This is a genomic window from Hyphomonas sp. (assembly GCF_022844445.1).
In the GTDB taxonomy this organism is placed as follows: domain Bacteria; phylum Pseudomonadota; class Alphaproteobacteria; order Caulobacterales; family Hyphomonadaceae; genus Hyphomonas.
On sequence record NZ_JALHLS010000011.1, the window covers coordinates 1 to 26,147 of the forward strand.

Consider the following 26,147-nt stretch of genomic DNA (forward strand, 5'->3'; position numbering starts at 1 on the left):
ACCGAGGGTTATGGCCCCAGCGAGCGCGCGGTGAACCAGCTGAAGGAGCAGGGCGCGGACGTTTTGCTCACCCTTGATTGCGGGGTGATGGCGCATGACCCGCTGGCCCGCGCGGCGGAACTGGGCCTCGTGACCATCATCGTCGATCACCATCAGGCGGGGGAATTTCTGCCCGAGGCTTATGCGGTCATCAACCCGAACCGGCAGGACGATATCTCGGGGCTGGGATATCTCTGTGCCGCGGGCGTGTGCATGATCTTCATCTCCGCCGTGAACCGCGCGCTGCGCCAGCGTGGCTATTACGGCGAGCAGCGCCCCGAGCCCAACATGCTGCAATGGCTGGAACTCGCCGCACTCGCCACCGTGTGCGATGTGGTGCCGCTCAAGGGCCTGAACCGCGCTTATGTGACCCAAGGCCTGAAGATCATGGCGCGGCGCGAGAATCTGGGGCTGTCCTGCCTTGCCGATGTGGCACGCCTGAAGCGGAAGCCCGACACCTATGCGCTGGGCTATCTCCTGGGCCCCCGGATCAATGCCGCGGGCCGCATCGGCAATGCGGCATTGGCGCTGAAGCTGCTGACCACACGCGACAAGGGCGAGGCATCAGCCATCGCGCAGGAACTGGAACGGCTGAACCGCGAGCGCCAGGAAATCGAGATCGCGGTCGTCGACCAGGCGATGCAGCAGGCGGACGCGATGCTGGGCAAGGAGCGCAATGCTTCCGTGCTGGTGGTGTCGAACAAGGGCTGGCATCCGGGCGTCGTGGGCCTTGCCGCCGCGCGCCTGAAGGAGCGCTTCTCGCTGCCGTCCTTCGTGCTGGCGGAAGACAAGGCGGGCGTGCTCGCATCCGGCTCCGGCCGCTCGATTTCCGGAGTCGATCTGGGCCGCGCCGTGCGCGATGCTTTCGAGGGAGGCCTGATCGAGAAAGGCGGCGGCCACGCCATGGCGGCGGGCCTCACCGTCAAGAAGGAGCGATTGGGCGACCTCCGCGCCTTTATGGAGGAGCAGCTAGCCGCACAGGTGGCCGCAGCGGCAGACCGCGCCTTGTCCATTGATGCTGCCTTAAGTGCCGGCGGCGCCACGCTGGAACTGATCGAACTGCTGGAACAGGCGGGCCCTTATGGCACCGGCCACCCGTCACCCGTATTCGCATTCCCTGCGCACCGCGTGCTCTATGCCGATCAGGCGGGAACCGGCCATATCCGCTGCACGATCTGTTCGAGCGACGGTAAGAAGCTCAAGGCCATCGCCTTCCGCGCCATGGGCACCGAACTGGGCGAACTCCTCCTGTCCGAACGGCAAATGCCGCTCCACATCGCGGGGAGGCTGACAGTCGACGACTGGTCCGGCACAAGGGTTCCCAGCGTCATGATAGAAGATGCCGCACGAGTGAGTTGACCCCTCAGAGCAGGAAATTCGCTTCCGTGAGGGTCGCCGTCTGGGTGACGAAGATGGTGAGGTCGGCGATCATGTCGCCATCGGTATCGCCGGCGACGATCCACTTGTCGCCCCGCTGGTAAACCCGCAGTTCCCCCGCAGCGCCGCTGAAGGCCTGATCGCCGATATAGGTGAAGGCGTCCGGCTCTCCGCCGTCGATGGCATCGATCGTGTAGAGGTCGATCACGTCATCGGCCTCCACCGACCTGATCCGGTCTATTCCATCCGTCCGGTTCGAATCCGACACATCGCTATAGGTGAAGGTATCGGTGCCGGCGCCGCCGATCAGCACGTCCGCGCCGTGTCCGCCTACCAGCCAATCAGCGCCGTCGCGGCCGTTCAGCACATCATCGCCGTCATTGCCCACGATCTCGTCGGCAAGGCTGCCGCCGGTCAGCCGGTCATTGCCGCTGCCCGAATAGAACCACATGAGTTCGAAGCCAGACACCTTGATGCCATTGCCCATGTCGCGCCCGCCCACGGCGAGGTTGAGGGTAAGATCCGCCGTGTTGTCCTGCAATGACAGCCGGATGTAATCGACCCCGGCGCCGCCATTGACCGTGGTGTTGCCGCTTCCGAAGAAGAACCCGACGAAGTCGTTTCCCGCTCCGGTTCTGATGATGTCGTTGCCGCCATTGCTGAGGACCCAGTCATTCTCGGTCGAACCGAAGATGACGTCGTCACCCTCGCTGTCCTCGATCAGGGTGTGATTGCCGGCTTCTTCGGTGGCCGAGAAGGTCCAGTTGGTGAAGGTCCACTGCCGCGCATCGAGAAGATGCGTATCGCCCAGCCTCACATAAATCTCGTTGTAATACTCGGGCACAACATTGTTGAAATGCACCTGGTCGGAAATCTGGACGCCGTCGAACTGGGCGGCGGAAAGCGTGATCTGCACCCCGTAGAGTTCGAAACTCTCGACGCCCGGAAGCTCGAATACGCTGAAGTCGGTGTTGGATATGGCTTGAAGCGTGGTCATCGCGGCGACGGGCCTCCGGTTTCAACAATATTGCCTCAGGCGGCGATGACATAACCTTTGGTGAGGTTTTGGCAACCACGGTCGGTTTTCGGGGTTAATGGCACGGCCCTGCGGCAACGGGCCGGGGGAGGCTATGGTGGCCGTTCCCGCAGCTTGCGGGCAGCATTCCGACGCCGCACCTCGATCTGGCCAGGCCGGGGCGAACCCGTTCTATTCACAGCGCAAATCACTTTGGGCGCCGCCGCCAGCCGGGAATATGCCGCACACTTCACCTGAGGCTTGCCAAGCCTCCCGAACGCCCGTATAGAGGCCCCGCTTTCGAGCACGGGGCGCCCTTCGTCTATCGGTTAGGACGACAGCCTTTCACGTTGTAAAGACGGGTTCGACTCCCGTAGGGCGCGCCATTCCAACGCTAAGTCGTTGAAGCAGCGATAAAACATCAAAATCAATAGGTTGGCTGATCCGGGTTGCTACATCAACTCGCTACATGGGTCCGCTACATTATGGTTCGCATGACACACCTCATCTGGAGAAATGGCAGAGCATATTTCCGCTACCGGCTACCTCTTGAACTCCGCGCCATACCTCGGCCAGCCCATTGGCCGAATGAGCTTCAAGAGCTGGTGAGCGAGGTCAAGCCGGAGCAGCTCAAGAACGAGCTGTCAAAGGCTCTCGACACTCGGGATGAGCGGCTGGCGAAGAGGCGGGCTGCCGTGGAAGTCGTAAAGGCGGAGGACCTGATCAGGCGGGCGACAGAGTTCCTCCAGAAGGGGCCACGCGCCTCGATTTCCAGCGCCGACATCACCCTGATGGCTGCCCAATATGGGAGCAGGATGGTCCGTCATGATCTTGACTTGCGAAAGAAGGGTATGGGCCTTCGCTTGCCTACCGTTGGCCAGGAACTGAGCGCCAAGCTCCTCGACAAGCCCTTGCCCAAGGCAACCATCGACAACAGCGAACCGGGTTTGACGGATGATGACCTCGACCTCCTGACGTTCGCAGCTGAGCAGATGGCACCCGAAATCAAACAAGCGCTTGCCCGGCAGCGCCCCACTCAGGCTGTCAAGGATGCGGTTGTGAAGGTTCTCAACGAGGCAGGGATCATCTTGGATGCTCGTTCGCCTGAGCGCCGGGAGATGGAGCTCGCCTTTCTCGAACAGTACGCCAAGGCGCTTGATGTCTATGCTGCTCGTAACGCTGGAATGATCGTGCCGAACCCGGTGGCCCCGCAGCCCGGTGGCCAAGTTCCCACCATTCAGAAAGCATTCGACGTGTGGAAGACGGGGTCTGGAACGCGCGGAGAGAAGCTACCAGCGGCAAGTTCGGTGGAGGAGGCTTCCTATGCAGTCAGACGCTTCAAGGAGCTGCATGGCGACCACTTCATCATAGACATCACCTCCGCTCACGCCCGCGCCTTTCGTGATGCAATGGCCAAAGTTCCTCCACGCCTTCCCTTGGAGCTGCAGAAACTCCCCTTGCCCAAGCTGCTCCAGAGCCGCGATCTACCGCCCGGCCAGCCTGCTGCAGCAACGATCAACAAACGGCTCACACTGCTGTCTGCCATCCTGCATAAGGCTGCCCTTCACCACGGTGTCAAACACAGTGGGGCGGGTAAATGGAACAACCCGTTCGAGGGCCTGAAGATTGCCGAGAAGGGCGGTGCCAAGAGCAAGCGCTCAAAGTTCAACATGGAAGACCTGAAGATCATCATCAGCCAACCCTTCATCATCATGGGTGATGACGACAAGAAGGGCGGCAAAGGGATGGCAGCCCGTTGGTTGCCGCTGCTTGGCATGTTCACTGGCGCACGGCGCGGAGAACTCGCACAGCTCAAGATCGAGGATGTCATGACGGAGGAGGGGGTAGTCTTCCTACGGATCATGGACCTTGGCGAGGATCAATCGGTGAAGGGCAGCGGATCGGTTCGACGGGTTCCGATCCATCCTGAGCTGGTAAAGTGCGGCTTCTTGGAGTTCGTTCAAAACCGGAGAGCCAAAGGCAAGACCGGCGATTGGCTCTTCCCGAACCTCAAGACGAACCGCAAGGGGGATCGGGGCGACGCATGGGGCCGGTGGTTCGGCAATCAGTTGGAGTCACTTGGAGTCGATGCCGGTGGCCGGAAGGTCTATCACTCGTTCAGACACACCTTCATCGCACGATGCCGGGAGGCCGAGCTGGAACTGGAGATACGCTTTGCACTCACCGGGCATTCGGACGGCGGGTCGGTTGGCCAGAGCTACGGCGGTGACGAGGGCGGGTTCAAGCACTCATTGCAGCGCCTTCACCGCGAGATTTCCAAGGTCAGTTATCCGGGGCTGGACCTTACCCCTCTCTATCCCGCTTGATCGAGCCGTGACAATCAGTGACAGTGCCTCCTCGTGAGGAGTCGCAGTGCCTATGAACCAGCAAGCCCTTTCCGCCTTCATCTGGTCCGTTGCAGACCTCCTGCGGGGCGACTACAAGCAGTCCGACTACGGCAAGGTCATCCTGCCCTTCACGGTGCTGCGGCGGCTGGATTGCGTTCTGGAGGTCACCAAGCCTGCCGTGCTGAAGGAGCTGGAGGTCCGCAAGGCCAGTGGGGTGAACCCGGAACCGTTCCTGCTCAGGAAGTCGGGGCAGTCCTTCTTCAACGCCTCCGACATGGACCTGAAGAAGCTCATGGGTGACGCGGACCACATCCGCCAGAACCTTGAGAGCTACGTCCAAGGCTTCTCCGCCAATGTCCGCGACATCTTCGAGCGCTTCGAGTTCGCCGTCCAGATCGATAAGCTGGCCAAGGCCGGGCTGCTCTATCAGGTAACGGAGAAGTTCGCCCGCATTGACCTCCACCCTGATGCCGTCAGCAACGCCCAGATGGGTGCCGTGTTCGAGGAGCTGATCCGGAAGTTCGCCGAACTCTCCAACGAGACGGCGGGTGAACACTTCACCCCGCGCGAGGTCATCCGCCTCATGGTCGATCTGCTGTTTGTGGAGGACAACGACATCCTCTCCAAGCCCGGCGTGGTCCGCACCATCTACGATCCCACCGCTGGCACCGGCGGCATGTTGTCGGTCGCGGGCGAGTATCTGGCCGAACTCAACCCCAAGGCCAGCCTCGTGATGTACGGGCAGGAGCTGAACGACGCCTCCTACGCCATCTGCAAGGCGGACATGCTCATCAAGGGCCAGGACGTCGGCAACATCATTGCAGGCAACACGCTCTCGGACGACGGACACTCCTCCTCCAAGTTCGACTACATGCTCTCCAACCCGCCCTTTGGCGTCGAGTGGAAGAAGGTCGAGAAGGAGGTTCGCCGCGAGGCAGAGCAACAGGGGTTCAATGGCCGCTTCGGGCCGGGGCTGCCGCGTGTCTCTGATGGCTCGCTGCTCTTCCTCATGCACCTCCTGTCCAAGATGCGCCCGGCCAAGGATGGTGGCTCACGCTTCGGCATCGTGTTGAACGGCTCGCCCCTGTTCACTGGTGGTGCTGGCAGCGGGGAGAGCGAGATCAGGCGCTACGTGCTGGAGAATGACCTGCTGGAGGCCATCGTCGGGCTGCCCACCGACATGTTCTACAACACCGGCATCTCCACCTATGTGTGGATCGTGTCGAACCGCAAGCCAGCGCACCGCAAGGGCAAGGTGCAACTCATCGATGCGAGTGCCTTCTGGCAGAAGATGCGGAAGAGCTTAGGGTCGAAGCGCAAGGAGATGAGCGAGGATCACATCGCTGACATCACGCGGCTGTTCGGCGGGTTCTGCGAAGCACAGATGGCAACGGTGCTGACTGCCGAGGGCAAGGAACTGGTCCGGCATTTGGTCATGGATGGTGAGGCCGTGCCTGAGGCACCGGAAGGCGGCAAGGTGAAGCTGGTACCGCTGTCGCGCATCTTCGCCAACGTATCATTTGGCTATCGCACCATCACGGTGGAGCGGCCCCTGCGTGACGACAAGGGCAACATCGTGAAAGGAGAGAAAGGTAAGCTCAAGGGCAAGCCTCAGCCAGATGCCAGCTTGCGGGACACCGAGAACGTGCCGTTGATTGAGGATGTGGAAACCTACTTCGCCCGCGAGGTGTTGCCCCATGCCGAGGATGCGTGGATTGACCATGAGAAGACGAAGGTGGGCTACGGGATACCCTTCAATCGTCACTTCTACGTCTTCGAGCCGCCGCGCCCATTGGCCGAGATTGATGCCGATCTGAAGCAGGTGACCGACCGCATCAAGGCCATGATCGAGGGGTTAGCCGCATGAGTTTCCTGCGCTATCCGCGATACAGGGCATCGGGCGTCGAGTGGCTGGGGGATGTGCCAGAGCATTGGGATCTGAAGCGCCTGAAGTTCTGTCTGAGGCTTGTCACTGAGAAAGCCGAAAGCCGTACGCGGGCAGTGGCATTGGAAAATATAGAGAGTTGGACGGGGCGTCTCGTTGAAGGTGAAGGCGAGTACGATGGCGATGGCGTTGCATTCGTTGAGGGTGATCTTATTTTTGGTAAGCTGAGGCCTTATCTGGCCAAGGTCCATCTCGCAGATAGATCAGGCGAAGCGGTCGGTGACTTCCACGTCTGCCGTCCTGTGAAAGGTGTGCATGGTCGGTACGCACTTCGCTACATGCTGAACCCAGCGTTCATATCGACTGTTGACGGTTCAACCTACGGCGCAAAAATGCCGAGAGTATCATGGGACTTCATGGCAGACTTGCCGTTTCCCATTCCTCCAGAGATAGATCAACACGCCATCGCCTCGTTCCTCGACCGTGAGACGGCTAAGATTGATGCGCTGGTGGAGGAGCAGAAGCGCCTCATCGACCTGCTGAAGGAGAAACGCCAAGCCGTCATCACCCAAGCCGTCACCAAGGGCCTCAACCCCAATGCCCCGATGAAGCCCTCAGGCATTGAGTGGCTAGGTGACATCCCGTCACATTGGACCATAAGAAAACTTGGACATGTTGCCTTTATGCAAGAAGGCCCAGGTCTCAGGAACTGGCAATTCACAGACTCGGGAACTCGGGTCATCTGCGTAACAAACATCACAGAGTCTGGGATTGACTTTGATCGTTATGAGAAATTCATCTCTCCGCAGGAGTACGCTGAGAGCTATCGCCACTTCACTGTTTCTAAAGGCGACTTGCTCTTGTCCAGCTCAGGTAATTCATGGGGAAAAGTTGCTGTATTCGACGGTGATGAAGAGGTAATACTCAATACAAGCACAATTCGCCTAAACGAGAAAGACAATGCACTGATGTCTGTCTCGTACCTTTTTTATCTATTGATGTCTCCCTCTGTGAGAGAGCAACTGGCGCTCGCAATGACTGGTGCTTGTCAGCCTAACTTTGGTCCATCACATCTGTCAGAAGTGTTAGTTCCAGTTCCAACGGCGCAAGAACAACAATCAATTGTCAAGAAACTCTTCTGCGAGATTGGAAGCATTAACAATTTAGTGTCAGAGGCCGAACGTGCAACATTGTTTCTTCTGGAACGCCGCAGTGCGGTGATTTCGGCCGCCGTAACAGGTGGGATTGATGTGCGCAGCCTCGTTCGTGCGCAGGTCGAAAAGCAACTGGAACCAGACGGAATGGAGGCAGCATGAAGTATGCAGTCAGTTACCGTGTGAGGACCATGTAAGATGCCGCCTACAAAACCTACCAGTTTGTTCATCAAACGCTTTCCGGCGGATTGGGAGAACAAGCCGGACATCGTCAGCGCTTTGCAAGCCTATGAAACAAGCCTTGTTCTTGTTGCGTATGGCCGCTTCCCACACGCTCTTACAAACTGCGTCTCAGCAATAGAAGGCCTCCTGAAGGCAGTGGTGCCAAATACCAAGGGAAAAAGGCTGTTTGAGGTCTTCGAAGAGGCAGCGAAGTTGTCATCACGAGTTGACGCGTTCTCCAAACCCGGACTGACTGAACTCAGAGTGGCCCGCAACGATTTCATACACAGCGGCTTCAGTCCGGAAGATGATGGCAAGGCCGTCGATCTTCTGGTTGGTGTCGGCTTTCCATTTTTCGAACTATGCCTAAATGAGTTCTGCTCATACGACATAGCAGCCAGCACTGATGGGGAAATCGTCATTCATTTGAACGTCGCCCAGAGCGTTCACAAGATGGCTACTTCAAGTGGCATAGCTAGATTAGGCTATTGCATTGATAGTCTGGGCCATTTGATACGATTGAGTTTCGCCAAGAGGGACTTGTCCGATTGGGCTGAGATTGCAGACCACGACGACCAAACTGGTAACAAGTTCTTTAGGCTCAAGGAACGCAAGGATCGACTTGATCTGTCGGAAGAGATGACTTGGTTGTTCGACTGCCCGGTCTGCGGCGGTTTTGAATGTAACATGGTTGAACTCGGTTACACCGAAGACGACGGTAGCGACCTTACCGCTTCAGCGATGCGGTGTGCGGAATGTGATTTCAAAGCGGGTCCAACCAAGCCATTCATGTGCGAAGTCCTTATGGCAGATCAGGTTGAGGCAACGAAGGATGCCATACGCATAGAGTACGGGCTGCTAAAGGACCCAGCGGATGAACCTCCCCAATAACATCCACAAAGAAGTCAGCTTCGAGCGTGAGGTCTGCGAACACCTCAAAGCTCATGGCTGGCTTCATGTGGAGGGCGATGCTGGGCTTTACGACCGTGGCCTTGCACTGCTGCCTTCCGATGTTGTTGCGTGGGTGCAAGCCTCGCAGCCCAAGGCGTGGGACGCGCTGTTCAAAAGTCATGGCGCGGCAGCACAGTCCACGATGTGCGACCGTATCCGCAAGCAGCTGGATGCCAGGGGAATGCTGGACATGCTTCGGCACGGTGTCGAAATGATCGGCCTGAAGCAACCCTTGGCGCTGGCGCAGTTCAAGCCAGCGCTTGCCATGAACCCTGACTTGATGGCGCGGTATGCGGCGAACCGGCTGCGGATCGTTCGGCAGGTGAAGTACTCGCAATCGAGTGAGAACTGCATCGATCTTGTCCTCTTCCTCAACGGGCTTCCGGTTGCAACCGTCGAATTCAAGACCGACTTCACGCAGACAGTGGGAGACGCCATTGACCAGTACCGTGAAGACCGCTTACCCCGCTCGAAGACCGGAGCCGTTGAACCGCTGCTGAACTTCCCCTCTGGTGCGCTCGTCCACTTTGCGGTGAGCAACAGCGAAGTCCACATGGCCACCAAGCTGGAGGGCAGGGCAACGACTTTCCTGCCGTTCAACCGGGGCGATGACGGCGGCAAGGGCAATCCGCCGAACCCAAAGGGCCACCCCACGGCTTATCTGTGGGAGGAGGTCTGGCAGCGGGACAGCTGGTTGGAGCTGCTGGGGCGCTATGTGGTTGCCCAGCGGGACAAGAAGAAGCAGATCGAGAAGCTCATCTTCCCCCGCTACCACCAGCTCGATGCCACGCGGAAGCTGCAAGCGGCGGTGCTGAAGGAGGGGCCGGGTGGCAAGTACCTGATCCAGCACTCGGCGGGTTCGGGCAAGACCAACTCCATCGCATGGTCTGCCCACTTCCTCAGCGAGATGCATGACGCCGCCAACGCCAAGCTCTTCGACAGCGTGATCGTCGTCTCCGACCGCAACGTGATCGACAGCCAGCTTCAGGAGGCGTTGTTCGACTTCCAGCGCATCACCGGCGTGGTTGCCACCATCAAGAACGAGGGCGACAGCAAGAGCGGGCTGCTGGCCAAGGCGCTGTCAGACGGCAAGAAGATCATTGTCTGCACCATCCAGACCTTCCCCTTCGCTTTGACCGCCGTGCAGGAGCTGGCAGCAACGCAGGGTAAGCGCTTCGCTGTGATCGCCGACGAGGCACACAGCTCCCAGACGGGCGAGGCCGCGTCCAAACTGAAGCAGGTACTCTCCGCCGAGGAATTGAAGGCGCTGGAGGACGGTGGCGAGGTGAGTGCCGAGGACATTCTTGCCGCCCAGATGTCAGCCCGCGTGAAGGAGCAGGGCATCACGTACGTTGCCTTCACCGCCACGCCCAAGGCGAAGACGCTGGAGCTGTTTGGCCGACGTCCGAGACCCGAGGAGCCAGCAGGGCCGACGAACCTGCCAGCGCCCTTCCATGTCTACTCCATGCGGCAAGCCATCGAGGAGGGCTTCATCCTCGACGTGCTGAAGAACTACACGCCCTACAAGCTGGCCTTCCGGCTGGCAAGTGGTGGTGAGGAGTGGGATGAGACGGAGGTCGAGCGCTCCGCCGCCATGAAGGGGATAATGCGGTGGGTGAAGCTGCACCCCTACAACATCTCCCAGAAGGTCCAGATCGTGGTGGAGCATTACCGCGACATGGTAGCCCCGCTGCTGAGCGGCAAGGCCAAGGCCATGGTGGTGGTCTCCAGCCGCGTGGAGGCAGTGCGCTGGAAGCTGGCAATAGACAGCTACATCAAGGGCAGGGGCTACCGCATCGGGACGCTGGTGGCCTTCTCAGGCGAGGTGAACGACAAGGAGAGCGGCGAGGGTCCGTTCACGGAAGCCAGCAAGGTGCTGAACCCAGACCTCAAGGGCGTGGACATCCGCGAGGCGTTCAAGTCGCCCGACTATCACATCCTTCTCGTCGCCAACAAGTTCCAGACCGGCTTCGACCAACCGCTGCTCTGCGGCATGTACGTGGACCGTCGGCTTGCTGGCATTCAGGCGGTGCAGACGCTCTCCCGCCTCAACCGCGCCTATCCCGGCAAGGAAGACACCTTCGTAGTGGACTTCGTGAACAGCGCCGAGGAGGTGCTGGAGGCGTTCAAGACCTACTACCGCACGGCTGAACTGTCGTCCGTCACCGATCCCAACATCGTGTTCAACCTCCGTGCCAAGCTCGATGCTTCCGGCCACTATGACAGCTTCGAGGTTGACCGCGTTGTGAAGGTCGAGCTGAACCCGAAGTCGAAGCAGGGCGATCTCATCGCGGCTCTCACTCCGGTGGCTGACCGGCTGCTGAAGCAGTACAAGGCCGCCCAGGACGCGCTCACCATCGCGCGGGCGAAGGAGGATAAAGACGGCGTGAAGGCTGCACAGGCGAGCATCGACGCGCTGCTGCTCTTCAGGAACGACATCGGTGCCTTCCAGCGCATGTACGTATTCCTCTCGCAAATCTTCGACTACGGCAACACCGACATCGAGAAGCGCCACATCTTCTTCAAGCGCCTCCTGCCGCTGCTGGAGTTCGGCCGCGAGCGCGAGGGCATCGACCTCTCGAAGGTAACGCTCACCCACCATGCGTTGAAGGATCAGGGCAAGCGGCAGTTGCCGTTGGTCGAGGGTGAGAGTCCCAAGCTCGAAGGCATGTCAGAGACCGGCAGCGGTGGAGTCTATGACAAGGAGAAGGCGCTGCTTGGCGAGATCATCTCGCGGGTGAACGAACTGTTCGACGGTGGTGAACTGACCGAAGGTGACAAGCTCAGCTACGTGACCAGCGCCATCAGGGGCAAGATGATGGAAAACAACACGCTCCGCCAGCAAGCCGCCAGCAACACCAAGGAGCAGTTCGCTCAGTCACCCGACCTCAACACTGCGTTGATCAACGCCATCATCGACGCCTACGCCGCACATGAGAACATGAGCAAGCAGGCGCTGAACTCGGAGAAGATCAGGCAGGGGCTGAAGGACGTGCTGCTTGGCCCGGCACAGCTTTATGAGGCACTTCGAGGCGCGGCTGCTCCTCCAGCGTAAAAAATTAGCAAAACTGTGAAGCGTCACTCGACTCAAGGTTAGTTGGCTTTCACCCCCTGCCGGGCATCTATCACGTGAGGCATAGAGAGGGATAGGCGAGTGTCGAGCGCATTGGCTTCGAAGACCACACTGATGATTGTGATGATCTTGGCCTGGGCAGGGCAGACTGCACTTGGGGGGTTCGTTGGGGGAATGCTTGTCTCATCTCTCTTGCACGGACTTCAACTCCATTTCGACCTGCTGCACAAGCCAGTGGGCTTGAACAGGTTGATTATGTTGGCGTCGATCATGCTCATGACGGTGGTTTCCGGTGTCCTCCTCTTTGGGCGCAGGGTCGCTGAGTATCGTGAACACTTGGAGCAAATCAGGAAGGATCGTGTGTAAATCTTCTACGGTGTCTCACAGTGGCTTGCCCCCGTGAGACTTGCCAGATCGCGCCGAGAGAGTCTCACAAGAATGGGTCTTGACTTATGAGACTATGACTCCCATGATGTCTTAGAGTTCAGTGAGACATGGGAGAGTGACATGAAGATCGGATACGCGCGGACTTCCACGATTGAGCAGGTGGCCGGGCTGGAGGCTCAGGAACGTGACCTCAAGGCTGCCGGGGTGGAGAAGGTCTTCGCCGAGCAGGTGTCCTCGGTCGCCCGGAGAGACAAGCTGGAGGCCGCACTCGACTACTGCCGCGAGGGCGACACCCTGATCGTCACCAAGCTGGATCGCCTTGCCCGGTCAGTGGCTGACCTCATCACCATCACCCAGAGGCTTGAGAAGAAGGGCGTGACGCTCGTCATCCTCGCCATGAGCCTCGACACCTCGACACCCCACGGCAAGCTCATGCTCAACATTGTCGGAGCTATTGGCCAGTTCGAGCGCGAGTTGATGCTGGAGCGCCAGCGTGAGGGGATCGCCAAGGCCAAGGCCGAGGGCAAGTACAAGGGCCGGGCGCCAACAGCAATGGCCAAGGCCGAACAGGTCCAGACCCTCAAGGCGCAAGGCCGGTCCATCGCCGAGATTGTGGCCCAACTCGATGTCAGCCGGGCGAGCGTCTACAGGATCATCGGCAAGCCCTCGGGAGCCATGTGACGGGATAGGCTGTGCGCCATTCCTGAACACAAGATGTCGATTTGCAGAGCCTCTACACGCGTTTGGCGAGTGGCTGTAGGAGCCGTTTACAGACTCGCTGGCAGGCATCCTCAGGATGGGCCAGTCAGAGACCCCTCGGTCTGTCGAACGATGCCGTGGCCTCCCTGTGGGCTGCAAGGGCTGTCGATTTACCCCCCACCTACAGCGCAACCAACCGCTTTCGCCGGGCGAGTAACAGGCTGAAACCCTAAATCTACCAGATGTTGTGTCTGAGAATGCCCTGGCATCTCTCATTCCATCCTGTGTCTCTCCCCCTGCCAACTGAAAAGGCGGGTAGCGGCCTCGTGCGCCCACGTTAGACCTTTCCCTTCATATCAAGGATCAACCACATGCCATCCACCTGCCTCATCGCGGGGTGCCGACGCGCGTCCAAGCGTCACTCGCCACTCTGCTCCACCCATCAGCAAAACCAACGCCGCCACGGCCACGCTCTCCAGCGTCCGTTTACCAAGGGTGAACTCACCCGCGCCAAGACCCTTGTCCGCCAACTCATCGACAGCCGGTCGAACGCCGAGGCTGTCTGGGCCAAGCTCATCGCCTCTCTTGAACAGGTGAGGACCGAGGCTCTTGCCGAGGTGCGGCAGATGGAAACCTCCGTCCACTTCCGATGGAAGCTGGCGGCTGAGCGGGACATTGTCACGACCTGCCAAGAGGCTCAGGCCGAGGACATCATCCTCACGATGGTTGCTCTGGGCTACATGTCGTCACTCGACGACCGCCGGTTCGAGACAGACACCGCTTGGTTCATGACGGCGGGGCGGAGGTTCCGGCTTCTCGCTCGGTCGAACTACACTGCAACGACCAACCCAACCACCGGCAAGCGCCACTGGACACCCACTGACGTCGCACCCAAGCGCCTGCAGCATCTGGGCGTTCGTTTGATGTCAGTGTTCGCACCACCGGGATTTGCCTTGAGGTCTGCAGAGGTCATCACTGCCCAGAAGCGTGGGGAAGCTCGGACGGCAGCGGCAAAGTTGATCACCGGGGACAAGCCATGACCGGAACCCTTGTGACCGACTTCCCCACAACCTCAAACCAGACCTACTTCCTTCGCCTCAACCGGCGGGGGCGCTGGGTGATCTGGATCGGGGGTCTTCCTCTTCGTGCCACGTCGTTCCGGCTGTTGCGGGAGGCCAAAGCCGGTGCTGCCATCCTGCAGGATCGTTGGCCCGCTCCCATCGTCGTCGAGCGCAACGACAGCCGAGCCCGCAAGGCCCCGGTTTCCACCGATGTCACACCTGCCGCTAGCCCCTTGCCCCACCATAAAGGGGGCAACACCCCGAAAACCTCAAAGACTCCAATGCCTTACAAACTCGCTCCTTAGAAGAGAGACCCCTTACACATGCTCAACACTGCTACCATTCCCGCTACCATTCCCGTTGTCACCATCATCGACCAACCCTGCGGCAGCGGGAAGACATCACGCCTGATCGCCACGTTCCGGCCCGACCGCCAGTACCTTGTGGTCGTTCCGCTTCTCACCGAGGTTGAACGGGTGCTTGCAGACGCCAAGGTACCATTCTCCCAGCCCTCCGAGGAGCAGGGGAACAAGTATTGCTCGATCCTCGACCTGCTGTCCGAAGGCAAGAACATCGTCACCACTCACGCTCTCTACACCGAACTTGCCACCGCCGCCGAACTCGGCCTCCTGCAGAACTATGACACCATCGTCGATGAGGTCCTTGACGTCGTTCACGATGCGGGTCTGAAATCCACTGTAAGCTGGCTGCGGGTTTACGTGGATTGCGGCTGGGCGACGGTCGATGGCGATGGTCGATGCTGGCCCACTGCCAAGTGGTCGGCAGAAGTGAACGAGGTGAAGGATACGCTCGACCCCCGGCTTTACGCGGCGGCCAAGGCTGGGTGTCTCTTCCTTGTGGATAACACGTTCCTGCTCTGGGCGTTGCCGCCAATCCTGTTCACGTCGGGACGGTCGATGACTGTCCTTACCTATCTTGCGGAAGGGTCCACGCTGCTTGCCTATCTGCGTAAGCGTGGCATTCCGTTCCGCCGCCAGTATGACGCCGCCAAGGACCTTGCCTTCCGGCTCAGGGCCAAGGACCTGATCACCGTCCGCACAATCTCCGCCTTGGAGAAGGACAACTGGTCGTACTCCGGGCAGACACTCGGTACAGGCCGGACGGCGAGGGTGGAACGGATCAGCGAGGCCCTATCGACCTTCCGCAAGCGGTCATTGAAGGGCGTGCCACTGAACAACGTCATGGTGACGAGTGCCAAGTCCAACTGGTACGCCAAGGGTCACGATGCCAGCAGCCGCAAGCCCAAAGCGGCGGGTTTTGCCTCGCGGTCGAAGCTGTTCAAGGGAACGCACTGGGTGGCCAACACCACGCGCGGAACCAACAGCTACATCCACTGCACTCACGCGGTCTACCTGTGGGATCAGCACCCGAACGTCTTCATTCAGCGGTGGCTTGGTCTCGGCGGTTGCCGGGCATTTGCAGAGCGGTACGCCACCACGGAGTTGATCCAGTGGCTATACCGCACCCAAGTGCGCCGTGGTCTGCCGGTGACGGTCTACCTGCCATCGCCACGGATGAGGCGCTTGCTGAATGCCTGGCTGAACGCCGAGGACATTCTGCAGGAACGAGGCGGGCTGCAACTCGCCGCCTGACCGTCGTCACTACCGCTGACACACTTCACTACACACCACTGCCGCTCGACCTTTCGGGGCCGGGCGGTAACTCCGCAGGAACCTTCCTCAGGCTACCGTAGCATCAAAACCATTGTCTCCATCGAAGGGAGTGTCAGTCAATGCGAAGAAGAGCAGTGATGTCGATATGCATCTGTTTGTATGTCATGTGTGGCGCCCCGAGCCTGTCTTGGGCGTACTGCTCTGAACCTTCCGCCCCCAGATACTCTGGACCAGAGAAGCCCGATGAACCATCAGCCCCATACTGCGTCAACGAGTACAGTAGAACTCACACATGCGACGACTATGAGATTGACGGCTACAACAACGACATTCGCCAATACAATGATGATGTAGAAGACTACAAGCGGGCGGTGGAAGACTTCGTTGCTGATCTGAGAAGGTACGTGGAGGAAGCGTCAGACTACGCACAGTGTGCAGTCAGGCAGCTGGAATGAGCGCACTATTACTTGATGTCGATGCGCGACAATGCTACATCACTGCTACTCGGGCTGTTTATAACCCATTGAATAGTCGTGTTTTTTGATGCTTATGGCCTCCTCCCGTAGGGCGCGCCATTTTTCAACCTATTCTCTGCACTTTGACGCTCAGTAGATAGTGCCGAGCACTGTCGAAATTTATTCGATTGGCCTAACCAAATCGACCTTTAAATCGATGCTAAGGCGGGCGGCGATTTCTTCCAGTACGATTTTCTTGTCTGCGTTGCTGGCGTGAGTGCCGACTATCCAGTCCTCAATCTTCCTGAAGCCCCGATCTGGTGGAGGCAGAGACTTGCCAACGAATGGCAATCCTCCAAGTTTAAGACCAAGTGGATAAATCTTCTCGACGCCAATCCTTCTCACGGCTTCAGCTAATGCATCTGCGGCATGCTCGCGTATGATTGAATGTCCATTGTGTAGGATCCGAAGCTTTGTTTTGGGGCCTTTCTTGTTGACCGGTCCATTTAGTGCTTCATGGATCAATGCCACGGCCGTTGAAACTTCAGTCTGAAGTAGCTTCAAAGCGCCGGCCACGGATGAAAGTCGCGTCAATTGCCGTCGCAACTCCGCAGTTGTCACCACATCTTTTGTTTCTGAACGAGATTCAGTAACTGGTCTAATTGATGGGCCGACACTGTTAACTGAAAGCGGTGGATCAATTGATCCTTCCGTTCCACCCAAGATTGACTTCACCCGCGACAGTATTGATGAACCGCCGAGTGAACCTGCCGAGCGATCATAGTAGTCGAACCATGGAATGTTTGCTGATTTGTATTGGTTCTGCGTAATTGGCTTTGTAGGTGTGTCCATGCCTGTGAGCTCCTTCCAATTCTCGGCATTTAAAACTGATACAAAGCAACGTGACGAGACACTCTGGTCCCAAGCTTCAACCCCATAAGGGTCTTCGAGTATCTCCTGCCTCATCTTTCCGCCTGCACTGAACCCCATTTCGGCTGTCTTATCAGCTAACATATTAAAATGCGGCTCGTGAAGCTGGTCGTAGCGATGCCGTCTCAACAGGCTTTCAAAGAACTCACGCTTCATTGGGTAAGCGATAACCTGCAATCCCCCGTTCTCTGCAGCGCCAGTTATCTGTTCCTCGACAGTCACTCCTTTACCAAGACGCACGGCAACGAATTGGCGGACAACACCTTTTTCGACGCAGTAGCCATCAAACCACGGTTGCTTTGTAACAACCAAGTAGTCCTGTGGATCATCCTGCAAAGTTTCGGTCCACCCTCTGCCAGTGATCGCATTGATCTTCCCGGTAGCGATCTTAACGGCAAAAGGATATTGGCTTTGACTTCGAAAATTGATCCACATTGCCTCCGATTGCCACATGGGCATAGCGACGCCACCGCGCCGCATTGTTCTCGACGGCAGTTTGGCGGCGTAATCATCGACATGGCTGAGAGGGAAATTACCTAATCCTGCTGGCAGGGGGTATGTACGGCCATCATCAGGTAAGCGCAGAGTCCGCTGGAATTCCAAGCTGAACTCGGCCTCGTCACTGATTTCAGGAAAACGGAAAACAAGCTTGTTGCTCTCTAATGTAATCATGATCTAACCTTTCGCGTTCGATTACCAATCGCCGTCGCGGATTTCCCGGACAACACGAAGAATAGCGTGATCTGGAGCTTGTTTGAGTTCGCGTAGCAAGCTCGCAAACACCTGTGGTCTTTTGCGAATAATCTCTTGCAGATCACTCGAGACTTTGCCGCCCATTGCCAGGAGTAGGTCTACATCTTCGCCCAGTTCCGCGGCAATCGCCCTAATCGTCTGTTCTGACGGGGGATCGAATTCTCCTCGTTCAATCTTGCTGAGATACGTGGGCTGGATTCCCATCCGGCCCGCCATTCGTCGTAAAGAGAATGCAGGATTGCTAGCCTGAATTTCTTCCCGACGTTTCCGAATAAACTCTCCGAAGTGCATGTGTATTGTGTAGGACATACTACACATATTGTCAATAGAAGACCTTGTAGGCCGTTCTGCGGATGCGATGTTCCTTCAACGCCGTAGCCTCTTACAACGGCGTTAGAAGTTTCTCTTCAGATAGCCGTCCGGTACAGCGTCACGCTCAGCCCCCCATGTGCCACAGATTGACCCGGCGTCTCGAACGGCAGGTTCGTCGCCTTGGCGAGCGAGGTTTCCGTCGTCACCAGCCCCACGCGCCAGCCTGAGAACCTTGTGAGCAGCACTTTGCCCAGTGCGCCGTAGAGGCCGTAGAGGGCTTTCCTGTCGCCGATCCTCGTGCCGTAGGGCGGGTTGACGATGACGAGACCGGGCGGGCCTTGCGGGGTCACGAGATCGCTGATGCTGCGCTGCTGGAAATCGGTGAACGCCGCCACGCCTGCACGCTCCGCGTTCTCCTTGGCCATGCGAATGGCGCCGGCGTCGCGGTCGCTGCCGTGGAAGCGGAAGCCGGGGGTTTTCGTTTCCGATTCCTGCTTCATCGCGGCCCAGGCGGCGGCATCGAAGCCTGCGAGTTTTTCGAAGGCGAAGCTCCGTGCGCGGCCGGGCATGAGGCCTGCGGCGATTTCGGCGGCTTCAATGATGAAGGTGCCGGAGCCGCACATCGGGTCCACCACCGGCCCCGTTCCGTCATAGCCGCATTGGCGCAGGAAGAGGGAGGCCATCGTCTCGCGCATCGGGGCCTTGCCCACGCCTTCCTTGTGACCGCGCTTGTGGAGCGACTCGCCCGAGGTATCGATGCTGATGGTGCAGAGATCATCCTCGATGCGGGCCTTGATGACGATCTCGGCATCCTTCGAGATCGGCGCTTTCAATTCCTCCCGGATGGCGGTTTCAATGCGCTGCGCGGCGGCGGCGGAATGATAGATCTTCGAGCGCGTGCAGGTGGCCTCGACGCGCAGCGGCACATCGGGCCGCAGGAAATCCTTCCACGGAAATTTCCGCGCCCGCTTGTCAAGCTGCGCGAGGTGCATGACGCGGAAGGCGCCGATGCGGGCCAGCACGCGGGTGGCGCCGCGCAATTCAAGATTGGCGCGCCAGACATCCGCCCAGCCACCCTGGAAGGTGACGCCGCCGGTGACGATCTTCGGCTTCGGAAAGCCGAGCGCGCGCGTTTCATCGGCCAGCACGGGCTCGATGCCGGGGTGGCCGACGAGGAAGATTTCGAAGGGGGGCGATGACGTCATGCCGGGTGCTTATCCGCAATCCGGACGGTCTTCGACAAGTTTCTTGAAGGCCCTGCTCAGGCTTCGAGCTTCGCCAGCATGTGGCGGGCGTCGGTTGAGGCTGTGAACGATGTGCTCTCCTGCCATATCGATGAAGTTGCATATCGCGTCCCGTTCTCCGTGAGGCGGATGACTGTCGAACGGCCGATGCTGCCCTACGCGCCGCCCCTGTGTGACCGCCGGGCCTTTCGAGCGGGCCAATGTTGCAATCCTGACCAGAGAAAAATACGCTGGCGGCAGAAGGCGGTTTGGCCAATTCTTCCGGCACGCCCGGAGAGGCCAAGCGGCAAGTGAATGTGGAGGATCGATCGATGTATACGAAGCAGGCGTTGCATGAACTGGGCGTGAGGCCCGATACCTTGTCTGCCTTGCAGAAAAGGCAGCTCGACGAGCAGGGCTTCTTCATCGTCGAGAACGTGCTGTCGAAAGCCGATTGCAAGCTGATGTGTGACGAGTTCGAGCGCATTCATGCAGCCGAAGCTGACCGCGGCGGACACGAAGTGCATGTGGAGCCGGGCGCGCGCCGCATCTCCAACATCTTCAACAAGACCACCGCCTTCGACAAATGCCTGTGGATTCCGGAAGTGCTGGCGGCTTCCGCCTATCTGCTGGGCGAGATCAAGGCGCATGGCGCCAACCTGCGCGACCCCGTGAAGGGTTACGGTCATCAGGACCTCCACGTCGACGTGCCGAAAAAATTCCCCGGCGACTGGTGGGTCGTGAACTCGATGCTGATGTTCGACGACATGACGCTGGACAATGGCCCGACGCGCGTTGTCCCCGGCTCGCACCACTGGGCGCCGATCAACGTGCCTTATGTGAATATCGGCGACTGGGAGCCGCAGCCGCTGACGCCTGAGGAAGAAGCGAAGATCCCGAAGGATCTCTCGGCTCCATATCCAGGCGAGGTGCTGGTGGAAGCGCCGGCAGGCTCGGCCATCATCTGCAATTCCTCGATGTGGCATGCGGGCACATTGAAGAAGACCGACGCGCACCGCCGCATGCTGCACCTGACCTATACGCGCCGCGACCTGCCGCAGCAGCTGGTGCAGCTCGATCACCTGACGCCGGAGCTTTACAACCGCATGAGCCCGACGAAGCGCTACCTGATGGAGATCGAGCCCCCCAAGGCCGGCGACGGCATCCTCCGTCAGCCGAAGAAGGATCACAAGGGCTGGTGGAACTGACGCGCGGCTAAATCACCGCCCGCCACACCGTGGCACGTGCCAGCACCTTCTGCACGAGGCCCGAGACGGCAGCAAGCGGCAGGGCCATGAGGATCGTGGCGGCAGAAAAGCTGGCCCACTCGCCGATTGATGAGCCGGTTTGGGCTTCCTTGTTCGATATTTGCCCGATGGCCCACGGCGGCAGCGTCATGGCATGGTCGGCAGCGAGATAGGCAGCGAGGATGTATTCGTTCCAGCACAGCGTGAAGACCAGAAATCCCGCTGCTGCAATGCCTCCGGCTGACATCGGCAGCAGGATGGAAAACACGATAAGGAGGTGCGAGGCGCCATCCAGCCGGGCGGCATCTTCCTGCTCGGTTGCCCTGAGGCCAAGCACCGGCTGCATCAGCCAGATGGCGACGGGAACATTGGCCGTGGTGTAGACGGCGATCAACGCCATGCGGGTGTCCATCATGCCGGCATGCTGCGCCATCATGTAAAGCGGCAGGGCGATGGCGGCCGGCGGCAGCACGCGGGTTGAAAGCAGTGCCGCCAACACCATGCGGCCCCGCCCGGCACTTCCCCAGGGCGTAGCCAAATGGCAGCGCGTGAGCGCATAGATGGCGAGGCCGCCGAACAGCAGGGCGAGCATCGTCGAGGCCGCCGCGATCACCGCGGAATTGAAGAGCCGCGGCAGAAAGGTGTTGAAGGGATCGGCCAGAATGAGAGCCCATGCTTCGAGCGTTGGCCGGAAATCCACGAAGGGCAGAAAGGTTGGCCCCTCGGCAATGGCGGCTTCCGGTTTCAGGGAAGTGACTGCAAGCCACAGGATTGGAAACAGGCAGACGGCGGACCAGGACAGCAGGATGGCATATGTCAGGCTGCGGCGCAGTGCAGGCCAGGCCCTGGCAGGCGTGCGGATCATGCTTCAGCTTTAGGCCCCGCCGGGCCGCCATGCAGCAGAAAACTTCAGATGCCCGCAGGCAGCGCGCGCAAGGTGTTGGGCGCCTGCCGCGTGGTGATTGCCCGCTCAGCGGGCGGCGGTGCGCCGAAGCTTCCGCAGGTGATGCGCGGCAAGCGGCGCGAGGAACATGACGATCACGCTGTAGACCATGAGGCCGCCGGCAAGCGGATTGATCTCCGCCCAGATGCCCGTGCCATCCAACCCGCGCAGCAGGCCGATGATGACTTCGAACACGAAGGTGAGTCCGGCCCACAGCGCGCCGAGGCGGATGAGATTCGAGGTATCGCGAAGCCCGATCCAGCGGATGGCGAGATAGCTGACCCCCAGCACGATGATCAGTCCGACTGGCCAGCCGATGCGGCTTGCCATGTCCTCGCCAAGGCGCGTCACGAGGAACAGCCCGCGCAGCACGCCATGGATCGTTTCGATGAGCATGATGAGGAGCCAGACGAGAAGCCCGCGGGTCATGGTGAAATCCTCTCCGATCGTGCAAGATGAATGCTTATCAGCAAACGGGGATTCGATGTTCGACGATCTGAGGGACAAGGTGGTGGTGGTGACCGGCGGGGTGACCGGCATCGGCGGCGGCGCATCGCTGGCTTTCGCGGGGGCAGGTGCCAAAGTGCTGGCGCAGTATCTCGGCGGCGGGCCGGAGCTTGCGGCCATCGAGGCAGCGGGCATCGCCACGCTGAAGCTTGATCTGACGGAGGAGGGCGCGCCGCAGAAGCTGATCGATACGGCGGTGGAGAAGTTCGGCCGCGTCGACGTGCTGGTGAACAATGCCGGAAGCCTCGTCGCGCGCATTCCGGTGACCGATCTGGAAGATGAGTTCATCGACAAGGTGTTCGACCTCAACTGCCGGCAATTGATCCACTGCTGCCGCATCGCTGCGAAGCTGATGAAGGCGCAAGGCGCCGGCAACATCATCAACGTGACCTCGATTGCGGCGCGCAATGGTTCGAGCCCCGGAGGTTCCGTCTATGCCGGCGCCAAGGCCTTCGTCTCGGCTTTCTCGAAGACGCTGGCGAAAGAGCTGGTGGGCAATGGCATCCGCGTCAACTGCGTGTCGCCCGGCACGATCCATACGGCCTTTCACGACCGTTTTTCGGACGAGGCCAAGCGCGAGGCGGCACGCAGGACCATTCCCATGCAGCGCCTCGGAACGGCGGAGGATTGCGCCGGAACCTTCCTCTATCTCGCCAGCGACCGGGCCAGCGGCTATGTGACGGGTCAGGTGATCGAGGTGAACGGCGGGCAGTTGATGCCATGAGCTTCGAGACGCGGGCGAGATCGGAAGCGCCGGATGCGATTGCGCCAGATGGCTCCGAGGTGCGGCTGCTCGCGTCCGCCGCACGCGGCAGCATGGCGCAGTTCACGCTGAGGCCCGGCGTGGTCTCGGCGGCGGTGGCGCATCGCAGTGTAGAAGAAGTGTGGCTGGTGATGAAGGGCCGTGGCCGCATGTGGCGGAAGCTTGGAGAGGCAGAAGAAACCGTCGATCTCGTTCCCGGCGTCTCGATCGCGATTCCCGTGGGCGCAAGCTTCCAGTTCCGCAACGATGGTGATGAAGCGCTGGAAGCGGTGGGCGTGACCATGCCGCCCTGGCCGGGAATGGACGAGGCTTATGAGGTTGAGGGTATCTGGTGAAGCGTCCTCGCCCTTCGTCCTCTCCTGCGAAGCGGGAGAGGAGGGGGCCCCGACGAAGTCGGGGTAGGTGAGGGGAAGTGGCCATTACTTCAGATCAGGGCTCGGCAGCCCTCATCTCCCCGTTGGCGCGGGTCTCTTCTTCTCCCGCTGAAGAGGCGGGAGAAGACGACAACTACCAGCTTCCCGTGTTCTGCATCGAGGCCCAGGGCTCGGCTGCGGGGAGCGCGTCGCCCTTCTGCAGGAGCTCGATCGAGATGCCGTCGGGCGTCTTGATGAAGGCCATGCGGCCGTCGCGCGGCGGGCGGTTGATGGTGATGCCGTGCTTCTGGAGGTTGGCGCAATAGTCGTAGATGTTGTCGACGCCCAGCGCCAGGTGCCCGAAGTTCCGCCCGCCGGTGTAGACTTCCGGGTCCCAGTTGTAGGTCAGTTCGACCGGCGCATCGGGGCTTTCAGGACAGGCCACGAACACCAATGTAAAGCGTCCCTTCTCGTTTTCGTAGCGGCGCTGCTCGACGAAGCCCAGCTTGTTGATGAAAAAGTCGACCGATTGTTCCAGATTGGAGACGCGGATCATGGTGTGGAGATATTTCATGGGTTCACCTCGTGTTTGAGCGAGACATAGAAGAACTGGCGGCGATGGTCCAGAAATCCCGCCGTGCCGTGGTGTTCACGGGGGCTGGCGTCTCGACCGAATGCGGCATACCGGATTTCCGCTCGGCAGGCGGCTTCTGGACGAAGTACAAGCCGATCGAGTTCCGCGAGTTCCTGGCATCCGCAGATACCCGCCTCGAAGCCTGGCGGCGCTTCCTGATGATCCGCGAGACGATCGGCAACGCTTCGCCGGGGCCGGGCCACCGGGCCATTTCCGAACTCGTGGCGCGCGGCCATGTGAGCCACGTCATCACTCAGAACATCGATGGTCTGCACGAGCAGGCGGGCGTGCCGGCCGAACGGATCATCGAGATTCACGGCAACGGCACCTATGCCACCTGCCTCTCCTGCGGGCTGCGCCACGAGATCGACTGGGTGAAGGCCGCGATCGCACAAGCAAACGCGGCGCCTTCCTGCGTGAGCTGCGAGGGCATCGTCAAGTCCGCCACCATCTCGTTCGGCCAGCCGATGCCCGACCAGCAGATGGCGGATGCGCGCGCGGCAACCTTCAATGCCGATCTCTTCCTTGCCATTGGCTCCTCGCTGCAGGTCTTCCCCGCCGCGGGCTTTCCGGTGACCGCCAAGCAGAACCGCACACCGCTGGTCATCATCAACCGCGAGCCGACAGGGCTCGACGGCCTCGCCGATCTGGTCATCAACGCCGAAATCGGTCCTGTGCTGACGGCAGTGATCGGCCGCCTCTGAGAGCGAATCACTTTCGCGCAAAGATGGAATCACGCGTTTCCTCCGCCGTCTTCGCAGCCGATGGCGAAAATGTGACCCGGGCTTCGATCGGAGACGCGAAAACTCATAACGACTCGCAGCGCTGAAGCCTTATCCGAATTCGTCATGAATTACCGCAGCTTGCAGCAAATCATCAGCAAAGCGCGGGGACTCGTGTGTTGCAAACTTGTGTCGCTGCGAGGTTTTCCACACTGCAGATTGTGGTGATCTCTGTACAAATCCACAAGACTTGAGCAAGTTGAGTGTCAGGCGGTGGGGCAAGTCGATTGGCCGCCTTTGCACAGAGTTGGTAAACATGGCGGCTAGCGGCGTCTACAAGGACGAAACTGTTTCAGGGCTGAGTGAGGCGCCTGAAAACAATGTCCGGATTGTTCAGATCAGTGGATTGGTGAAGTGGTTCGATGTGGGGCGTGGTTACGGCTTCATCATTCCCGATAATGGCATGCAGGACATTCTCCTGCACCTCAGTTGCCTGAAGCGCGATGGCTTCGAGGCGCCGCTGGAAGGCACCCGAATCATCTGCGAGGCGGTCGAGCGCCAGAAAGGCTATCAGTGCCTGCGGGTGCTGACCATCGATGAGTCGACCGCCATCAACCCGGTGGAACGCCGGCCGCGCACCCACACCACGGTGACGCCTTCGAGCCCGTGGATCAGGGTCAAGGTGAAATGGTTCAACCGCGCGCGTGGCTTCGGCTTCGTCTCCGAGGGTGACGGCATGCCCGACATCTTCATTCACATGGAGACGCTGCGGAAGACGGCGATCGCCGATCTGCAGCCCGACACCTGGGTCTATGTCCGTTTCGGCGATGGCCCCAAGGGCAAGATGGCGGCAGAAGTCCGCACGTCGCTCGAGGGCGGTCCGCCTCTCACCAACTAGCCTGCAGCCATCGTTCTGCAACAATTGGCGGGAAAGAGGGCGGGCATGCGCCAATACATCATCGCTCTGTTCACCCTTTTCGTCCTCGGCCTCCAGCCCCTCACGGCTCAAGCCGAGGAGGCGCTGCTCTCGAAACTCGAGCCGCTGACCATCGCGACCGAGACCGATGCGACGATGTTCACCGTGGAGATTGCCGATACCGATGCGCTGCGCGCCCGGGGCCTGATGTTCCGCCAGCGACTGCCGGAAGACCGCGGCATGCTGTTCGACTTCGGCAGCCCCCGCCAGGTGGCGATGTGGATGAAGAACACCTACATCCCGCTCGACATGTTCTTCATCCGGGAAGACGGCACCATCGCCTATATCGCCGAGAACACGGTGCCGCATTCGCTCGATACGGTAGGCGTGAAGGAGCCGGTGCTGGGCGTTCTGGAACTCGCCGGCGGTTCGGCCAAGCGCCTTGGCATCCGGGCGGGCGACACGGTCTATCACCGTGTGTTCAGGAACAAGGATTGAACGCCAGCCTTGCCCCCATGGGCCATTCTCGGATAAGAGCCGGGGC

22 protein-coding genes and 1 tRNA gene are annotated in these 26,147 nt (G+C 59.8%); 16 read left to right on the forward strand and 7 right to left on the reverse strand.

Annotated elements, in window-relative coordinates:
- Window positions 1–1,398, forward strand: a 1,398-nt coding sequence (gene recJ / locus Q0C17_RS12625) for a single-stranded-DNA-specific exonuclease RecJ (protein WP_291206832.1), incomplete at its 5' end; no start/stop codon positions are given.
- A 4-nt stretch (window positions 1,399–1,402) separates the two neighbouring features.
- Here recJ and Q0C17_RS12630 read toward each other — a convergent pair.
- Window positions 1,403–2,413: a calcium-binding protein gene (locus Q0C17_RS12630; protein WP_291206835.1), complete on the reverse strand. Its 1,011-nt coding sequence runs from the start codon at window positions 2,411–2,413 to the stop codon at window positions 1,403–1,405.
- Between the two features lie 329 nt (window positions 2,414–2,742).
- Between Q0C17_RS12630 and Q0C17_RS12635 the strand changes: the two genes are divergently transcribed.
- The 9 genes from Q0C17_RS12635 (at window position 2,743) to Q0C17_RS12675 (ending at window position 15,824) form a co-directional block, all read left to right on the forward strand.
- Window positions 2,743–2,817: transfer RNA gene (locus Q0C17_RS12635), tRNA-Glu, on the forward strand.
- Window positions 2,818–3,036: 219 nt separating this feature from the next.
- Entirely contained in the window at window positions 3,037–4,758 is a 1,722-nt protein-coding gene (locus Q0C17_RS12640; RefSeq protein ID WP_291206838.1) for a site-specific integrase, read from the forward strand.
- Window positions 4,759–4,810: 52 nt separating this feature from the next.
- Window positions 4,811–6,646 (forward strand): class I SAM-dependent DNA methyltransferase, encoded by a 1,836-nt coding sequence (locus Q0C17_RS12645; RefSeq protein WP_291206841.1) that lies wholly within the window; start codon window positions 4,811–4,813, stop codon window positions 6,644–6,646.
- The gene (locus Q0C17_RS12650) at window positions 6,643–7,980 is read left to right on the forward strand and encodes a restriction endonuclease subunit S (protein WP_291206844.1); all 1,338 of its coding nucleotides are present in this window, start codon (window positions 6,643–6,645) and stop codon (window positions 7,978–7,980) included. Before Q0C17_RS12645 ends, Q0C17_RS12650 begins: the two co-directional genes overlap by 4 nt.
- Window positions 7,981–8,016: 36 nt before the next feature.
- A complete protein-coding gene (locus Q0C17_RS12655; protein ID WP_291206847.1) occupies window positions 8,017–8,931 on the forward strand; it encodes a hypothetical protein in 915 nt (304 codons plus the stop codon).
- On the forward strand, window positions 8,915–12,046 hold the full coding sequence (locus Q0C17_RS12660; RefSeq protein ID WP_291206850.1) for a type I restriction endonuclease: 3,132 nt from the start codon (window positions 8,915–8,917) through the stop codon (window positions 12,044–12,046). The genes Q0C17_RS12655 and Q0C17_RS12660 overlap by 17 nt, the downstream gene beginning before the upstream one ends.
- A gap of 525 nt (window positions 12,047–12,571) precedes the next feature.
- Entirely contained in the window at window positions 12,572–13,132 is a 561-nt protein-coding gene (locus tag Q0C17_RS12665; RefSeq protein ID WP_291206853.1) for a recombinase family protein, read from the forward strand.
- Window positions 13,133–13,521: 389 nt separating this feature from the next.
- Window positions 13,522–14,190: a hypothetical protein gene (locus Q0C17_RS12670; protein ID WP_291206856.1), complete on the forward strand. Its 669-nt coding sequence runs from the start codon at window positions 13,522–13,524 to the stop codon at window positions 14,188–14,190.
- Between the two features lie 344 nt (window positions 14,191–14,534).
- Window positions 14,535–15,824 (forward strand): hypothetical protein, encoded by a 1,290-nt coding sequence (locus Q0C17_RS12675; protein ID WP_291206859.1) that lies wholly within the window; start codon window positions 14,535–14,537, stop codon window positions 15,822–15,824.
- 656 nt (window positions 15,825–16,480) lie between these two features.
- On the opposite strand, the gene Q0C17_RS12680 is transcribed toward Q0C17_RS12675, so the two are convergent.
- From Q0C17_RS12680 to Q0C17_RS12690, 3 genes are all read right to left on the reverse strand, one after another.
- Window positions 16,481–17,902, reverse strand: coding sequence for a hypothetical protein (locus Q0C17_RS12680; protein WP_291206862.1), 1,422 nt, complete (start codon window positions 17,900–17,902; stop codon window positions 16,481–16,483).
- 21 nt (window positions 17,903–17,923) lie between these two features.
- Complete coding sequence (locus Q0C17_RS12685; RefSeq protein ID WP_291206865.1) at window positions 17,924–18,274, reverse strand: helix-turn-helix transcriptional regulator; 351 nt, start codon at window positions 18,272–18,274, stop codon at window positions 17,924–17,926.
- A gap of 116 nt (window positions 18,275–18,390) precedes the next feature.
- On the reverse strand, window positions 18,391–19,500 hold the full coding sequence (locus Q0C17_RS12690) for a hypothetical protein (protein WP_291206868.1): 1,110 nt from the start codon (window positions 19,498–19,500) through the stop codon (window positions 18,391–18,393).
- A gap of 350 nt (window positions 19,501–19,850) precedes the next feature.
- Between Q0C17_RS12690 and Q0C17_RS12695 the strand changes: the two genes are divergently transcribed.
- On the forward strand, window positions 19,851–20,726 hold the full coding sequence (locus tag Q0C17_RS12695; protein WP_291206871.1) for a phytanoyl-CoA dioxygenase family protein: 876 nt from the start codon (window positions 19,851–19,853) through the stop codon (window positions 20,724–20,726).
- A 7-nt stretch (window positions 20,727–20,733) separates the two neighbouring features.
- On the opposite strand, the gene Q0C17_RS12700 is transcribed toward Q0C17_RS12695, so the two are convergent.
- Window positions 20,734–21,630 carry a carbohydrate ABC transporter permease gene (locus Q0C17_RS12700; RefSeq protein WP_291206874.1) on the reverse strand — a complete coding sequence of 299 codons (897 nt, stop codon included), beginning with the start codon at window positions 21,628–21,630 and terminating at the stop codon, window positions 20,734–20,736.
- A 105-nt stretch (window positions 21,631–21,735) separates the two neighbouring features.
- Entirely contained in the window at window positions 21,736–22,137 is a 402-nt protein-coding gene (locus tag Q0C17_RS12705) for a hypothetical protein (RefSeq protein WP_291206877.1), read from the reverse strand.
- On the opposite strand from Q0C17_RS12705, the gene Q0C17_RS12710 reads away from it, so the two are divergent.
- A complete protein-coding gene (locus Q0C17_RS12710) occupies window positions 22,136–22,939 on the forward strand; it encodes an SDR family oxidoreductase (RefSeq protein WP_291206881.1) in 804 nt (267 codons plus the stop codon). The genes Q0C17_RS12705 and Q0C17_RS12710 overlap by 2 nt on opposite strands.
- Window positions 22,936–23,313 (forward strand): cupin domain-containing protein, encoded by a 378-nt coding sequence (locus tag Q0C17_RS12715; protein ID WP_291206884.1) that lies wholly within the window; start codon window positions 22,936–22,938, stop codon window positions 23,311–23,313. The genes Q0C17_RS12710 and Q0C17_RS12715 overlap by 4 nt, the downstream gene beginning before the upstream one ends.
- Before the next feature lie 172 nt (window positions 23,314–23,485).
- On the opposite strand, the gene Q0C17_RS12720 is transcribed toward Q0C17_RS12715, so the two are convergent.
- Window positions 23,486–23,905, reverse strand: coding sequence for a VOC family protein (locus Q0C17_RS12720; protein ID WP_291206887.1), 420 nt, complete (start codon window positions 23,903–23,905; stop codon window positions 23,486–23,488).
- 44 nt (window positions 23,906–23,949) lie between these two features.
- On the opposite strand from Q0C17_RS12720, the gene Q0C17_RS12725 reads away from it, so the two are divergent.
- The 3 genes from Q0C17_RS12725 to Q0C17_RS12735 all read left to right on the forward strand — a co-directional run bounded on the left by Q0C17_RS12725 (window position 23,950) and on the right by Q0C17_RS12735 (window position 26,101).
- Window positions 23,950–24,669, forward strand: coding sequence for a Sir2 family NAD-dependent protein deacetylase (locus Q0C17_RS12725; RefSeq protein WP_366914825.1), 720 nt, complete (start codon window positions 23,950–23,952; stop codon window positions 24,667–24,669).
- A 334-nt stretch (window positions 24,670–25,003) separates the two neighbouring features.
- Window positions 25,004–25,585, forward strand: a complete 582-nt coding sequence (locus Q0C17_RS12730) for a cold-shock protein (protein ID WP_291206893.1) — start codon at window positions 25,004–25,006, stop codon at window positions 25,583–25,585.
- 45 nt (window positions 25,586–25,630) lie between these two features.
- Window positions 25,631–26,101 (forward strand): DUF192 domain-containing protein, encoded by a 471-nt coding sequence (locus tag Q0C17_RS12735; protein WP_291206896.1) that lies wholly within the window; start codon window positions 25,631–25,633, stop codon window positions 26,099–26,101.
- Window positions 26,102–26,147 lie beyond the last annotated feature (46 nt).

Excerpts from the sequence above, each read along its gene's own strand:
- Q0C17_RS12630 (WP_291206835.1), bottom strand. The coding sequence starts at position 2,413 with ATGACCACGCTTCAAGCCATATCCAACACCGACTTCAGCGTATTCGAG.
- Q0C17_RS12645 (WP_291206841.1), top strand. The coding sequence starts at position 4,811 with ATGAACCAGCAAGCCCTTTCCGCCTTCATCTGGTCCGTTGCAGACCTC.
- Q0C17_RS12650 (WP_291206844.1), top strand. The coding sequence starts at position 6,643 with ATGAGTTTCCTGCGCTATCCGCGATACAGGGCATCGGGCGTCGAGTGG.
- Q0C17_RS12655 (WP_291206847.1), top strand. The coding sequence starts at position 8,017 with ATGCCGCCTACAAAACCTACCAGTTTGTTCATCAAACGCTTTCCGGCG.
- Q0C17_RS12660 (WP_291206850.1), top strand. The coding sequence starts at position 8,915 with ATGAACCTCCCCAATAACATCCACAAAGAAGTCAGCTTCGAGCGTGAG.
- Q0C17_RS12665 (WP_291206853.1), top strand. The coding sequence starts at position 12,572 with ATGAAGATCGGATACGCGCGGACTTCCACGATTGAGCAGGTGGCCGGG.
- Q0C17_RS12670 (WP_291206856.1), top strand. The coding sequence starts at position 13,522 with ATGCCATCCACCTGCCTCATCGCGGGGTGCCGACGCGCGTCCAAGCGT.
- Q0C17_RS12675 (WP_291206859.1), top strand. The coding sequence starts at position 14,535 with ATGCTCAACACTGCTACCATTCCCGCTACCATTCCCGTTGTCACCATC.
- Q0C17_RS12680 (WP_291206862.1), bottom strand. The coding sequence starts at position 17,902 with ATGATTACATTAGAGAGCAACAAGCTTGTTTTCCGTTTTCCTGAAATC.
- Q0C17_RS12685 (WP_291206865.1), bottom strand. The coding sequence starts at position 18,274 with ATGCACTTCGGAGAGTTTATTCGGAAACGTCGGGAAGAAATTCAGGCT.
- Q0C17_RS12690 (WP_291206868.1), bottom strand. The coding sequence starts at position 19,500 with ATGACGTCATCGCCCCCCTTCGAAATCTTCCTCGTCGGCCACCCCGGC.
- Q0C17_RS12695 (WP_291206871.1), top strand. The coding sequence starts at position 19,851 with ATGTATACGAAGCAGGCGTTGCATGAACTGGGCGTGAGGCCCGATACC.
- Q0C17_RS12700 (WP_291206874.1), bottom strand. The coding sequence starts at position 21,630 with ATGATCCGCACGCCTGCCAGGGCCTGGCCTGCACTGCGCCGCAGCCTG.
- Q0C17_RS12710 (WP_291206881.1), top strand. The coding sequence starts at position 22,136 with ATGGTGAAATCCTCTCCGATCGTGCAAGATGAATGCTTATCAGCAAAC.
- Q0C17_RS12705 (WP_291206877.1), bottom strand. The coding sequence starts at position 22,137 with ATGACCCGCGGGCTTCTCGTCTGGCTCCTCATCATGCTCATCGAAACG.
- Q0C17_RS12715 (WP_291206884.1), top strand. The coding sequence starts at position 22,936 with ATGAGCTTCGAGACGCGGGCGAGATCGGAAGCGCCGGATGCGATTGCG.
- Q0C17_RS12720 (WP_291206887.1), bottom strand. The coding sequence starts at position 23,905 with ATGAAATATCTCCACACCATGATCCGCGTCTCCAATCTGGAACAATCG.
- Q0C17_RS12725 (WP_366914825.1), top strand. The coding sequence starts at position 23,950 with ATGGTCCAGAAATCCCGCCGTGCCGTGGTGTTCACGGGGGCTGGCGTC.
- Q0C17_RS12730 (WP_291206893.1), top strand. The coding sequence starts at position 25,004 with ATGGCGGCTAGCGGCGTCTACAAGGACGAAACTGTTTCAGGGCTGAGT.
- Q0C17_RS12735 (WP_291206896.1), top strand. The coding sequence starts at position 25,631 with ATGCGCCAATACATCATCGCTCTGTTCACCCTTTTCGTCCTCGGCCTC.